Below are 13,610 nucleotides of genomic sequence, written 5' to 3'. Positions count from 1 at the left end.
AGCCACTGCAGGTCATGATCATGGCCATTGAAATACACATCGGCCTGATCGCAGACAGCCTCTTCCATGAAGTCTTTGTAGCGCTGACCTGCCAACACCGGCAATAGCGCGGCCTGCAAAGAAGGCGCCAGTGGGCTCGCCGTAGATTGCCCTGCTTGCCCAAACAGAAGGTCATCGTAGTTACCGGCGTTGCCATGCTCGCCATTTGATAAATAAGGGTGATGGGCGAAGGCAAACTTCATTCGAGCAGAGCTCTCTCGCATCCCCTGCTTCAGCCAATTAAGCTGGCGTAAACCATAAGTGCTGTAGCTGTACTCTGGCGAGGCGTCAGGAAAGCCGCCCGCCACTTGGTTTGAGTCAATAGCGAAAAAATGCAGCAGAGGCTTGGCCTTGGTACCGCCAGCAGTGAAATCGTAATAGCGAGAAGGCATTTGCCAACGTGGTGTTTTGCGTGGATTACTAGCATCTATGCCTGTCACATCGATAGGTGCATAGGTGTAGTCAACCTGGTTTTCGCCACGCGCATTACCAGCGCCATCTCCGCCGAAAAAAGCGCTGTTGTCATGATTTCCCGAGACCATGAAAAACGGCAGGTCATTGGGGAAGTTAAGGTAAGCGCGCTCAAACTTATCAAAGAATTGTGGGTCACTAGCAGAACGCGTGCCTTCCTCATAAATATTATCGCCTAGGCCAAGAACAAACTGACAACCTTGGCGAATCGCGGCGGCACGAGTAAGCGAGGCTTTCCCAGTCGCACGACCCTTAGCCTCGCAAACATCTGCCATTGCGGCGCCTACAGCCATCTGGCCATCAGAGCCTGAGCCAGCATCGCCCACCACTAAAAACCGTACGCGATTAGCATCTAGCGTTTCCGGTTGCACCTCGGGCGTAGTATCTGGATTATTGATATCTGGTGGCGTGGTACCTGGCCCCGCCAACTGCGCCGAACGACCACCCGATGAACCGCCACAAGCCACCAGAGTCGCAACTAGCAAACCCATGCTCACGAGTTGAAATTGCTTATTCATTATATTGCCTCCACTTGACTCGGCAGATGCTGAGTACCTGCCACAGGGCGCGGCCCCGTGTTTGATGAAATCAACCTATTAGTCCCCGATAACACCTGAAACTGCCGGCGCTTCGCTGTATTTTCTTCGCCAATCAACGCCTCATCGGTAATGCTTTTCGCATAGCGCCATTCAGCCACCATGCGCTCGGGCGTAACATCCACCACGATAAAGCCCTTACTTTTTAGCTCGGTATATTTGATATGAGGATTAGCCAACGGCAAAGCCACACTCACGACCTCCGCCACACCCTCAGGGAAGCCAGGTGATGTTACCGATGGCGCCACCAACTCAACGCCAAAGGGTTTCTCAAAGCCACCACCAATAAGCAGCGCTGGATTCTCATATAGCTCCATGGCCCAGCTGGTATGGATATCACCTGTTAATACGACTAGATTTTCCATGCCGATAGCACGAATAAAGTTGCGAAGGCGATCTCGCTCAGCGACATAACCATCCCACTGATCTAGATTGACAGCGATTAGGTTGCCCAAGACTTTTTGACCAAGCAGCTGAATCTGAGGCAACTCCACTAAATTCAGCTGACCAAACATGATTTGCTGACCTAAGAAGGTCCAGCGCGCACCTTGGTTTTTCGCTTCTAATAGCTGCAGCTGAAGCCATTGTCTTTGGCTGTCGCCTAAAAGTGAGCGATTTGCATCGAAACGAGAAGGGTCAACTGCCGGAATGGCCGCTTGTTTATCACGCCCAATAATTCGCGTATCCAACATAATAATGTCGAGCAAGTCGCCAACACGCAGACGACGATAAATCACCTCACGCGGGTCAGGACGCAGGCTTTCTGGTAAGCGATCAAACTGCTCACGTAAAGGCATCCAGTTAAAATAGGCTCGAATCGCATGGCCTTTACGCTCTTCGTAAACACCTTCGGAACCTTCCGTGTGATTTTCCGCGCCAGAGCGATAACTATCGTTAGCGATTTCGTGGTCATCCCAGACTGGAATCATTGCAAATGATGCATGCAGCTTCTGCAGTTCCGGGTCGCGCTTATATTGCGCATGACGCAAGACATAGTCTTGTTGCGTCAGCATTTCTGTCGCCGGCTCAGGAGTACGCGAAATGCCATTGCGCGTGAGTGCAGAGCCATCGCCGTACTCATCCTCACCATATTCGTAGAGGTAATCGCCAAGATGCACGACAAAATCAAGATCATCTTGCTTATTAATCAGCTCATAAACGCTAAAAAAACCAGCGGGCAAATTCGCACAGCTCGTCACGGCAAAGCGAGCCTGTGACACTGGCGCAAGCGGCATTGTGCGACCACGACCGATGCGTGACGCCTGGCTACCGGCGTAGAAGCGATAGTAAATAAATTGCCCAGCTGGCAAGCGGTGCAACTGACCTTCGGTGAACACCGCGTCGGCATAGGCAGCGGCATTACCTAGATCGATCTTAACCGTGAAGTCTCGTGCGCGATGCGCTAGAAATGTGCCCAAGCGCTGCACGCGCGTTTCATCAGCAAAGGCCTCTTCGACATCAGCATCAGCCAAGCGCTTAGCTGAAATGATATAGGCCAGTGTTACTGGCACCCATTCCACAGCATCAGATGAAGGCGTAATCGCAGTCCATACAATCAAGCTATCCGCGGTTGGGTCGCCACTTGCAACGCCATGCTCGAAGGCTCGCTCGGGCATTAATAAAGTGTCTGTCTCGGCGCTACTCAAATGCTCCGCAGTCGTTTCGGGCGCACCTATTCCTGAGCTTCCGCCGCCACAAGCAACCAAGCTCGAGAGACTGACCCCAACGGCCACACTACGACCAATAAATTGACGACGACGCATACCTAAACCCTCTCCAGCTAATAGGCGAGAGAGGCTAGCGTGACATCATGACACTTTGACTAAAGCAGATGAAAAGAGCGCTGAGTACTTGCTTAAACGCTCTCTATTACTCGACCACTGAGTGTTTGCCCAGCAAATAGGCTATTGCGGCCTACCGACTGCCAGTTGGCATCGCAGGCTTGCCAACTGAGTAAAGGATCAATAACCACAGCTCCGCTGGCCAAGCTCAAGCTACCAATTGGCTGAGCAATAACGCCTGCCGGTGCACTGGTCAGTGCCTCAATCAAACGCTGCTCGGTCAAATCGCCATTGGTCACTAAACGCAGGCCCAGCGGCAACACCGTCTCCAGCGTCGACATGCCGGGCAACGCCTCGGCAAACGGTGCTAGTTTCGCCGAAGCATTTAGTGGCTGGTGATCAGAGCAAATGGCATCAATCACACCATCACGCACACCAGCAATAAGCGCCAAACGGTCGCTTTCGCGGCGCAATGGCGGCCGCACATGCGCCATGGCATTGAAACCATCGATAGCCATCTCGGTCAGATGCAGCTGGTGCATAGAAACATCGGCGGTGATCGGCAAGCCTCTGGCTTTGGCGTTGCGAATCAGCTCGACCGAGGCTGCGCAAGAGAGCTGGCCGATGTGCGCGCGCACGCCCGTTTGCTCAACTAGCAAGATGGCTGTCGCTAAAGCAACGGTCTCAGCCGTATCAGGAATGCCGGTTAGACCCATGCGCGAGGCCATAAAGCCATCGTGAGCACTGCCTTTGGCTAATGACGGCTCTTCGAGCGAAAAAAACACCGTCATGTCCATGCTGCTCGCGTACTCCAGGCAGCGTAGCAAAGTCTCTGTGCTGGCCAATGGATTGCGCGCTTGGCTGACGCCAACGCATCCCGCCGCTTTCAAGCCGCCCATGCCTGCGAGCGCACTGCCTTCGAGGCCACGCGTCATAGCGCCAAGAGGATAGACTTTGGCAAAACCAGCAGCATGAGCTTTCTCAATGACTTGTGCCGCTAAAGCGCCATGATCAATCACCGGGTTAGTATCTGGCGGCATCACCACATGGCCGAAGCCACCAGCACGCGCCGCGCGCGTTTCGCTGGCGATAGTGCCGTGCTTTTTCGGGCCAGGCTCGCGTAATCGCGCACAAAGGTCGACAAACGCAGGCGTCAGCCACAGGCCTTTGCCATCACGAACCTCAATGGAGGAATCACTTAACGCGGCCTCGCCTAAAATTGTCGGCTCACCGGCACAGATGCGAGCATCCGTAACGAGATCCAAGCCTTGAGCCGGATCAATAACGCGAATGCCGCGATACGCAATTGCTATGCTCATGGCGCAACCTCCGCCGCACGATCGGCATCTTGTCCGTCCATTGCCATTGCTAACACCGCCATACGCACCGCGATACCGTAATTAACTTGCTTAAGAATCAGCGATTGTGGGCCATCGGCCAACTCAGACTCAATTTCTACGCCGCGATTTATCGGGCCTGGATGCATTACTAAAACATTCGGCTTGGCCACTTTCAGGCGCTCGCGGGTTAGACCATACATGCTGTAAAACTCACTACTGCCGGGCAATAAGGCCGACTCCATGCGCTCGTTTTGTACGCGTAGCGCGATGGCGACATCGACATCCTTCAAGCCTGCGCCAAGGTCTTCAAAGACACTAACGCCAAGCTCTTCAAAGTCGCGAGGCAGCAAGGTGCGTGGGCCAATGACGCGAATCTCTTTTGCATCCAAAGTTTGCAAGGCGTGAATTTCCGAGCGCGCCACACGCGAGTGACGAATATCGCCAATGATGGCCACAGTAAGGCCGGCAAAATCGCCGGCGTGGCGGCGAATCGTGAGCATATCGAGCATCGCCTGAGTCGGATGCGCATGACGGCCATCGCCCGCGTTAATGATCGCGATGCGCGGCGTGACTTGGCTGGCAACAAAGTGCGCCGCGCCTGATGCGCCGTGACGCACCACGAAAATATCGGCGGTCATTGCCTCTAAGTTCCATAGCATGTCGCGCAGGGTTTCGCCTTTGCTAGTCGAGCTTTTTGAAATATCAATATTGAGAACATCGGCAGACAGCCGTTTTGCCGCCACCTCAAAGGTGGTGCGAGTACGCGTCGAAGGCTCAAAAAATAGGTTCATCACCGTGCGGCCGGCGAGCAGCGGCTCGTTGCGAATGCCGCCGTTGCCATCGAGAAAGCTATCGGCTCGATCTAAAATAGCGGTAAGTATTTCGCGCGAGAGCCCTTCCGTGCTCAAAAAATGCTTTAAATCACCTTGGCTATTAAGCTGAAGGCGACTGGCCTGATGAGCGTGAGACTGATGCATATGCGCGGTTCCCGAAGTGGCGTTGGCCAAGGCGTTGCGCATTGTAACGCGCAGCCGCACTTGACCCAAGCACCATCGTCGAGATGATTCAGCTTAGAAGCGATAGCCCATGTTTAAGCTGTAAACCATTGGGTCGATATGAACATCACCAATATCAACACCACCTAACTTTGCTGTGGTATCGATGTCGATATAGCGAGCATCAAAGCCTACTCGCCACTGTTGATTTAGCGGTACATCAACACCTATTTGAGCGGCAACACCAAAAGAATCTTTAAGCTTAACGCCGCCTAACTTCTCATCCATGAAAAAAGTGTAGTTCGCGCCAACACCGACAAATGGCTGAATCGCAGCATCGGGCAAGAAGTGGTATTGCAAAGATACCGTTGGCGGCAAGTGCTTGGTGCTACCCGCATGCACACCACCTATCGAAATATCATGCTCAAAAGGTAAAGCGCCCAGCACGTCTACGGCGATATTCGGGCTAAAGAAATACGCCACATTCAGGCTTGGTCCGACCTGCCTATCCACGGCTACCCCGCCACCAAGCGAGCCATTATTGGATTTTGGCTCAACTTGGCTAATGCCTGCGCGCACTAGCCAAGGGCTATCGACAGCAGCTTGCGCTGCAGGCATGAACGCTAACGAGCACGCACTAAGTGCCAACAAACACTTAAGCGCTGGTAAGAAATTTCCACGAGTATTTTGAGCTTTCATGATCTGCCTCTATGCGACCCACGCCAGCGGCTAGGCGCTAGCGGAGTAGGTTGAGCGCTGCTTTATTCACAGCACGAGGCATTGTTGGCTTTATTTAAGATGCAGTTTTTGTCGCACATCAAATTTTCTAGCGTTAGCTAAATTTGGTTACTCCGGCATTACGGGAGGGCTAATCGCTAATTTTCTGGTATCACTAGCGCATCGATCTTTAACTATGCTTTCGGAAGCTTGCCATGATCAATATATCTGCTCCTTTCTCAGCACCCAACGCTTTGGCTGAGCCAGACTATCGAGGACTGATCGAAGCAGCAGGAAACTTAATTTACACACTCGATTTGGATGGCCGTTTTACATATGTAAATACCGCTAGCCATAACATTCTGGAGTACTCACCAGAGTCATTAATTGGTCGCCACTTTGATACTTTATTAACTAAAGCAAGCAAGCTTATTGCACGCGGCCACTTTAGCCGTGGAATTGCTGGAGATAATCGATATCCATTTTTTGAGGTAGAGGCGATTACCAGCACTGGTGTCAGTAGGTTTTTAGAAATACGCGCAGCAAGCTTATATAAAGGAGCTCAGCTAATAGGGCGACAAGGCATTGCCCGTGATATTGGCGAGCTCAAAACCCTACAAGCAAGCCTATCTGAGCGCTCACAACGTATCTCCTTATTAGAAAATCAAGCGCGAATCGCGATGACGCTCTATACCCGACTCACCACATTTGCACTCGAATCCGAGGCCGACGTACAAGCTTTAGAGCAAAGCCAAAAAGCACTTAGGCATGCCGAAGCAGAACGCTTGGGCCTATCGGAAAGCGACTTGGAGATCGTGGCTTTATTAGCAAATGGTCACTCTAATCGCGAAATAGCTACCGCCATTTTTCGTAGCGAAAATACAGTTAAAGATCGCCTTAAAAAGCTGATGCAATGTCTCGGTGCCCGCCGCCGTGCCGAAGTTGTCGCTACGGCTGCTCGCCTCGGCCTCATCAACTACCCATAGCACACCTGTTTGGGTAAAAAATTACCCCCGTATGGGTGATTGTTAAATAACGTGCAGGAGGCAAACTGCTAGGCATTAGCAAACAATAAAAATAAAAGGCTGCCCTATGCAACGTCGTACCTTTATTCAAGCCGGAGCTGGTCTCGCTGTAGGTCCAATTTTAGGTGGATGCAGTGATGATCAAAAAAGCATCAGCAATAGCCCAAGCAGTCGCACAGGCTATCAGCCAAAGGCAGCTAGACTACAAAGCCTAGTTGAGAAAATGGTCTCGTTTGGGCCTCGCTTAACTGGATCAGACAGTCACAAGCGCTTTATCGACTATCTTGAACAAGAATTTCAAGCGCTTGGGCTAAGCACTCAGCGTGACCCATACTTCTTAACTCTATGGGAAGCTCAGAGGAAAGCGCTAAGCCTTAAAACATCTAACGGTGATATCGACATTCCTGTAGATGCGTATTACCCACGCTCAGGCCCTACCGGCGAGGAAGGGGTCACAGGCCCTCTCGTATACGTGGGCGCACCGCTGCAATATTTGAGCTTAGATCTCACCGACGTAGCATCGCAGCAAGCCATGTTGAGCTCACTCTTAACGCAACTACCGTCTACCATTAGCGGCTTACTTGCTAGTCTCGGTAGCGGTGGAGTTAAAGATGCCATTGCAATAGTTGAGCTACCACTACTACCCGCTGTTGCAGGCATTTTTTATCCCTTTTTAACGTATAAAAATGATGACGACTTCAGCATTAACCCGCTCACCGACTACAAGCGCGCCTGGCTAACTAGCCTAGCGACTATGGCTCCTATTGTTGAGACCATGAAAGCAGCTGGTGCTAAAGGCGTTATTTTTGCCTTCGATAGCTCGGCAGAAAATACGGCCGGACAATATTTACCTTTTCTTTCTGGCCCTAGCGAAATCCCAGCACTGATAGTCAATCGCGATACTAGCAACCAACTCAGAGCCCTCGCTGGGAAGGCAGAAGCCACACTGACGTTAACAGCCTCTGTGCGCGAAAATGTCCAAACTGACACATTAGTTGCCATATTGCCCGGCGTCAGCGATGAGAACATCATCGTCAATACTCATACCGACGGACAAAATGCCTTTGAGGAAAATGGTGCTGTAGCCTGCCTAGAGGTGGCTCGTCACTACGCCAGCCTACCGCTGAGTATGCGCCCTAGAACATTGGTGTTTAGTTTAGTAACTGGCCATATGGCACCTCATATGCCTCAAGCCAATGGCTTCATCGAGTCGCATCCCGACATCATGGCAAAAGCTACCGCTGCCGTGACACTTGAGCATCTTGGAGCGCGCGAATGGCTGGACGATGCCACTGGCTATCACGCCACAGGACGCCCAGAAATCGCCGCCTTATTTCATTCAACAACGCCAATAGGCCTTGCGGCCATTCAATCCATGCGAGCAACAAAGCTGCAACGACTACTGCTATGTCGACCAATAGGCGTGATTTTCTTTGGCGTCGGCGCACCATTCCATTTGGCGGGCATTCCTTGCCTTGCCTACATCACAGGACCGCATTACCTGCTGGCCATTGAGCCAGATGACGGAATGGCACGCTTTGATGCCGTACGTATGGAGGAGGAAATGGATTTGGCGCTAGATATGCTGCATCGCATAGAGACTATCCCTGCCCTGCTACTCAAGGCAGGAGACAGTGCTGTACTAGGTGCTCTGCCGCTACCGGCGCTTTAATAATGTTAATGCTGCGCATTAAGTACAGAGTTACGGCCGCCCAGGTGGCTGACGCTTTGGCGGCGGAGTCGGTGGTCGCATCGGATTAATGAACAGGCGCAGATAGCGCCCGACCCACTTGATGTACTCCCAAACTTTCAGCCAATGCTCATTGTCGCGCTCGCTATCGAGCAGGCTAATGTCTGGTGGAGTACCGAGCAATTCAGAAAGCTGAGCCGCTAGAGCCTCGCGCGCTTCAGGTGCTAAGCGAGGCAGTTGCGCATAGGCGGTTTTATCGCCCAAATGAAAAGCTAAATAGCGCCGACCGGTGACTTCGTAAAGCATATCCCAGCGCGTAACGTCAGCTAGCGGCACCGAAGTTTCTGCACGCAACCCGCCGGGCTTAATGACCAATGCTTCACCCACGACACTCAGCTTCATACGCGCAGCCAATTCGGAGACTCAAACCATGAAGCCACGATCAAGCAGGCTGCGGTGGAGTCTAGTGAAGGTAGTCGCCCACCGCGACGCTCATGGACATCGCTAAGCGTTTCGCGGGCGCCGCGAGTGGTCAGGCGCTCATCTTGACGATACACCGGCAACGCCGGATAGCGTGCGGCTAAGCGCCGAGCAAATTTCAGTGCGCGATGGCCAATTTCTGACGCCGTGCCATCCATGTTTAATGGATTGCCGACTAATAAAGCGACCGGCCGCCAATCACTGATTAAGGCATCGATCACTGCCCAATCAGGTATGCCATCTCGCGCGGAAATAGGCTCTTGCGGCGACCCTGTGCCAGTAAGCGCAAGCCCGCCAGCAACGCCAATACGTTTAGTTCCAAAATCGAATGCAAGCAGGCGCTCGGGTAAAGACTTAGGTTTAGTGAGCGCCTCATAGCCATCAACAGACGTGCTCATATCAGGCATGGCCAACCTCATTCGACAGTAAGCGCCAATCTAGCCCTAGCGCGTTAATCGCTGCTTCCCAGCGCGCCTCATAGGGCAGCTCAAACAGTACATCGGTCGATGCCTGAGAGGTTAGCCACATATTGTCCGCCAACTCCTCTTCGAGCTGACCGGGCTGCCATCCGGCATAACCCAAGGACACAATATAGTCTGCTGGCCCATGGCCTTGCGAAATGGCATCGAGCACATCGCGCGAATGAGTGACGGCAATGGATTCACTGCTGTGCAAGGTAGAGGTCCATGGGCCGTGGCCGTGATGCAGCACAAAGCCGAGTTCGGGATGCACTGGGCCGCCCACCAACACCGGTTGTTCAGGGCGCGATAATGGCTTTAATGCCGGCAAGCGAATTTCGCTGAGCAAGCTGTCAAAAAGCACTTCGCTGGGATGATTAACGATAAGGCCAGCGGCACCATCTTCATCGTGGCGAAAAATATAAATGACCGCGCGGCCAAACATGCCGTCGTCGAGCTCGGGCATGGCGACTAAAAACTGATTGGTGAGATCGACACTTTCTGACTTCATGCCTTCACTATGGGGTCGCTCGTCGACGCTTACAAGAGGCAAACTATTGCGTCGTTTTCAGACCGCCTGCGAAGCGCCATGTGCGAATAACCTGTAGCACATCGACCTGACCTTGCTGCGCAGCAGGAAAAGCCTCAAATGGTTGAGCTTGGCGCACAGAATCTTTCGCTGCCGCATCGAGCACGCGAATACCGGAAGACTTCAGCACATCCACGCGTTGCACGCGGCCATTGGGTAAGAGTGCGACCAATAAACGTACCTCACCCTCCAGTTTTTTGGCGCGCGCTTGAGCGGGGTAATTGGCATTACCCGCTGCTTCAATTTTGATTCGGAAGCTTTCCAGATACGCCGCCCAGACATTGGCCTTCGCGCTCACCGCCGTTATCGTCTCCACGCGCGGGCGCTTGGCATAGGCCTGTCGACGAGCCGATAAACGCGCCTCCAATGCGGCAATTTCGCTATCGCGCTGACTTTGGGCGTCATCTTCGGCAACTTGCGGCTTAGCTAGCGCTGGCTTGGCAGCATCCGCTAAAGGCGTTTGCATTTGCTCTGGCGAGGTAATGCTGCTCACAATCATGGCTTCAGGCGTTAATAGCGCAGCCTCTTGCTCTGCTTTTTTACGCTTAGCATCGGCCTCACCCGGCAGCAGCGTGCGCTCGCGCGTGCTGAGTAATTGCGCGGTCATTTCAGTGCCACTGCCTTGCTGATCGGCTTGAGCAATAAAGTCAGCCTTTTGGGGCGCCTCAATGCTTTGCGCCGGCACAAGCGTGACCTCTAACGAGGTCGCAGCCTGTGCTTTTGGCGGCACAAAACGAATGCCAAAAAGCAATAAGGCATGCAGCAGTAAAGCCAAAACGACTGTAAAGGTCAGCCTATCGGCCGGGGTGACAACCGCTGCACTCATAGGCCGCAGTGCACCTGGTGTTGAGCTGATGAGCGTTGCTCCACGCGCACTTCCACTGCCTCGATGAGTTTGTCGGCGATGCCATAGCCATAGGCAGCATCGATTTCGCGAATGCAGGTTGGGCTAGTGACATTGACCTCGGTGAGGTATTCGCCAATGACATCGAGGCCGACAAAAAGCAGGCCGCGTTTCTTCAGCTCAGGGCCAACGCGCTTAGCGATGCGTAGCTCGTGCTCGTTGATCGGGCGCGCTTCACCACGCCCGCCAGCCGCTAAGTTGCCGCGAATTTCATCGCCTTGCGGGATGCGCGCGAGCACAAACGGCACTGGCTCGCCATCGATCATCAGCACGCGCTTGTCGCCATCTTTGATTTCAGGGATATAGCGCTGCGCCATGATCGGGCGCCGGCCCAAGTCAGTGAGCATCTCCAACGTAGAGCCGATATTGGAGCCGCCAGCGATGAGACGAAAAATGCCAGAGCCGCCCATGCCATCGAGCGGCTTCACTATCACATCTTTTTCTGCCGCAATGAACGCGCGCAACTCGCTAGCACGCGAACTCACTACAGTCGACACCATGCAATCGGCAAAGGTGGTGGCAAAGAGCTTTTCATTGCAGTCGCGCAAAGCTTGCGGGCGGTTAATCACCACCACACCAGCCTGTTCAGCGCGCTCGAGCAAATACGTGGCGTAAATAAAATTCATATCGAATGGCGGGTCTTTGCGCATCAGCAATGCATCGATACGTGCCAGCGGTTGCTCAACCCATTCGCCTAACTCAAACCAATGTTCAGGATCTTCAAACACTTGCAATGGCGCCATGCGTGCCCAGGTCTCACCTGCACGCAGCGACAGGCCATCGGGCTCGATATACCAAAGGCTGTGGCCACGCTTAGCGGCAGCCCAAAGCATGGCCAGCGTTGAGTCTTTTTTATAGGTGACGTTCGCGATCGGGTCCATCAATACGGCTAATTGCATGGCGTACTCCTAGAAATTTAGTGCGCCTCGACAGGCGAGTTACGCTGCAGTAATTGTGCGCTTATGCCACCACGCCATATTGCTCACGGTAGGTGCGCATGGCATCGAGATGCTCAGCGTACTGTCCTGTTTGCTCAATGTAAGCGATGATTTCTTCAAACTTAATAATCGATACCACAGGGATATCGAAGTCACGCTCGACCTCTTGAATGGCCGATAGCAGGCCATTGCCACGCTCTTGCCGATCAACCGCGACCAACACGCCAACCGCAGTTGCGCGCATTTCTTTTACCAATGTCATGACTTCGCGAATGGCTGTGCCTGCAGTGATCACATCATCAATAATGAGCACGCGACCGGCCAATGCTGAGCCAACAATCGTGCCGCCCTCACCGTGTGCTTTGGCTTCTTTGCGATTAAAGCACCAGGGCATATCGCGGCCGAAATGCTCGGACAGCTGCACGGCAGTGGCCGATGCAATAGGAATGCCTTTGTAGGCTGGGCCAAACAGCACATCGGCATCGAGCTGGTTATCTACGATAGCGGCGGCATAAAATTGACCCAGAGCCGCTAAGCGTTTGCCGGTATTAAACAGCCCGGCATTGAAGAAATACGGCGACTGCCGACCAGATTTCAGTGTAAAACTGCCAAAACGTAATACCCCTTGATTAAGGGCAAATTCGATAAACTCACGTTGATACTCGCGCATAGAAAGCCTGCTGCATTTGTCGCTTGAAAGTGCGCCATGATAGCGTGAGAGCAAGCAAAATGGGCACAAACAATGACAACAAAGCCACAAGCACATCGACTCGCAGGCCTTGCCAGTCTCGCTGGCACCACCATTGAGTGGTATGACTTTTTCCTTTATGGCACTGCTGCCGCACTGGTTTTCAATAAGTTATTTTTTCCCGAAATGGATCCGCTCAGCGGCCTCTTCGCGGCCTTTGCCACCTATGCCGTAGGCTTTATTGGTCGCCCACTCGGCGGCGTCATTTTTGGGCACTTTGGCGATCGAGTTGGGCGTAAGTCCATGCTCATCCTGACCTTGCTAATGATGGGCATCCCGACCATTGCCATTGGCCTAATTCCCACTCACGAGATGATTGGCTACTGGGCGGCCGGCCTGCTGGTTTTACTGCGTTTTATGCAGGGCGTGGCCGTCGGTGGAGAATGGGGCGGCGCCGTATTAATGGCCGTGGAGCATGCGCCAGAAGGCCGCAAAGGCTTCTATGGCAGCTTGCCGCAAACTGGCGTGGGCGCAGGCTTAGTGCTATCTAGTTTAGCCATGGGTGCAGTGTCATTGCTGCCCGAGGAAGATCTGATGAGTTGGGGTTGGCGCCTACCATTTTTGGCGAGCGTAGTGCTTCTTGGCGTGGGCTGGATCATTCGCGCAAAAGTGCCGGAATCACCCGAATTTGCAGCGCAGCTCGCGAAAGCCGAGCCCGTAAAAGCACCATTAAAAGTGGTCTGGCGCTCACATAGAGCGGCGGTGCTCAATATTGTTGGCGCGCGCATGGCAGAAAATGCGTGGTTTTATTTAGCCGCCACTTTTGCCCTCGCCTACGCAACAGGCGAAGGCGGGCTGCCACGCAGCGACGTGCTTTCCGCCATTACCGCCGGCGCCGT

Annotated in this window: 14 protein-coding genes; 3 read left to right on the top strand and 11 right to left on the bottom strand. The window is 53.2% G+C overall.

Features of this window, described 5'->3' with window-relative positions; all coding sequences use genetic code 11:
• The 5 genes from AC3DKE_RS07115 to AC3DKE_RS07095 form a co-directional block, all read right to left on the bottom strand.
• Positions 1 to 1,028 (bottom strand): metallophosphoesterase (locus AC3DKE_RS07115; protein ID WP_487990295.1); only part of this gene is annotated, 1,028 nt, incomplete at its 3' end.
• Positions 1,028 to 2,869, bottom strand: a complete 1,842-nt coding sequence (locus AC3DKE_RS07110; protein WP_487990294.1) for an alkaline phosphatase D family protein — start codon at positions 2,867 to 2,869, stop codon at positions 1,028 to 1,030. The genes AC3DKE_RS07115 and AC3DKE_RS07110, both read right to left, overlap by 1 nt.
• A gap of 92 nt (positions 2,870 to 2,961) precedes the next feature.
• Positions 2,962 to 4,206 (bottom strand): dihydroorotase, encoded by a 1,245-nt coding sequence (locus AC3DKE_RS07105; protein WP_487990292.1) that lies wholly within the window; start codon positions 4,204 to 4,206, stop codon positions 2,962 to 2,964.
• Complete coding sequence (locus tag AC3DKE_RS07100) at positions 4,203 to 5,204, bottom strand: aspartate carbamoyltransferase catalytic subunit (protein ID WP_487990291.1); 1,002 nt, start codon at positions 5,202 to 5,204, stop codon at positions 4,203 to 4,205. The genes AC3DKE_RS07105 and AC3DKE_RS07100 overlap by 4 nt, the downstream gene beginning before the upstream one ends.
• 93 nt (positions 5,205 to 5,297) lie before the next feature.
• Complete coding sequence (locus tag AC3DKE_RS07095) at positions 5,298 to 5,921, bottom strand: OmpW/AlkL family protein (RefSeq protein WP_340675939.1); 624 nt, start codon at positions 5,919 to 5,921, stop codon at positions 5,298 to 5,300.
• Positions 5,922 to 6,154: 233 nt separating this feature from the next.
• Between AC3DKE_RS07095 and AC3DKE_RS07090 the strand changes: the two genes are divergently transcribed.
• Both AC3DKE_RS07090 and AC3DKE_RS07085 read left to right on the top strand, forming a co-directional pair.
• Positions 6,155 to 6,925: a PAS domain S-box protein gene (locus AC3DKE_RS07090; RefSeq protein WP_487990289.1), complete on the top strand. Its 771-nt coding sequence runs from the start codon at positions 6,155 to 6,157 to the stop codon at positions 6,923 to 6,925.
• A gap of 106 nt (positions 6,926 to 7,031) precedes the next feature.
• Complete coding sequence (locus AC3DKE_RS07085; RefSeq protein ID WP_340675937.1) at positions 7,032 to 8,636, top strand: hypothetical protein; 1,605 nt, start codon at positions 7,032 to 7,034, stop codon at positions 8,634 to 8,636.
• A gap of 30 nt (positions 8,637 to 8,666) precedes the next feature.
• Here the strand turns inward: AC3DKE_RS07085 and AC3DKE_RS07080 are convergent, their stop codons facing one another.
• From AC3DKE_RS07080 to pyrE, 6 genes are all read right to left on the bottom strand, one after another.
• Positions 8,667 to 9,056 (bottom strand): hypothetical protein, encoded by a 390-nt coding sequence (locus tag AC3DKE_RS07080; protein ID WP_340675936.1) that lies wholly within the window; start codon positions 9,054 to 9,056, stop codon positions 8,667 to 8,669.
• Complete coding sequence (gene ruvX, locus AC3DKE_RS07075) at positions 9,053 to 9,541, bottom strand: Holliday junction resolvase RuvX (RefSeq protein ID WP_411729581.1); 489 nt, start codon at positions 9,539 to 9,541, stop codon at positions 9,053 to 9,055. Before ruvX ends, AC3DKE_RS07080 begins: the two co-directional genes overlap by 4 nt.
• A complete protein-coding gene (locus AC3DKE_RS07070) occupies positions 9,534 to 10,103 on the bottom strand; it encodes a YqgE/AlgH family protein (protein ID WP_340675934.1) in 570 nt (189 codons plus the stop codon). Before AC3DKE_RS07070 ends, ruvX begins: the two co-directional genes overlap by 8 nt.
• 43 nt (positions 10,104 to 10,146) lie before the next feature.
• Entirely contained in the window at positions 10,147 to 11,007 is an 861-nt protein-coding gene (locus AC3DKE_RS07065) for an energy transducer TonB (RefSeq protein WP_487990287.1), read from the bottom strand.
• Positions 11,004 to 11,984, bottom strand: coding sequence for a glutathione synthase (gshB, locus tag AC3DKE_RS07060; RefSeq protein WP_487990285.1), 981 nt, complete (start codon positions 11,982 to 11,984; stop codon positions 11,004 to 11,006). Before gshB ends, AC3DKE_RS07065 begins: the two co-directional genes overlap by 4 nt.
• A gap of 61 nt (positions 11,985 to 12,045) precedes the next feature.
• Positions 12,046 to 12,693 carry an orotate phosphoribosyltransferase gene (gene pyrE / locus AC3DKE_RS07055; protein ID WP_379071489.1) on the bottom strand — a complete coding sequence of 216 codons (648 nt, stop codon included), beginning with the start codon at positions 12,691 to 12,693 and terminating at the stop codon, positions 12,046 to 12,048.
• A gap of 72 nt (positions 12,694 to 12,765) precedes the next feature.
• On the opposite strand from pyrE, the gene AC3DKE_RS07050 reads away from it, so the two are divergent.
• Positions 12,766 to 13,610 (top strand): MFS transporter (locus tag AC3DKE_RS07050; protein ID WP_487990283.1); only part of this gene is annotated, 845 nt, incomplete at its 3' end.

The organism is Paraperlucidibaca sp., from assembly GCF_982810325.1.
This window is presented reverse-complemented; position numbering and strand designations above follow the sequence as displayed.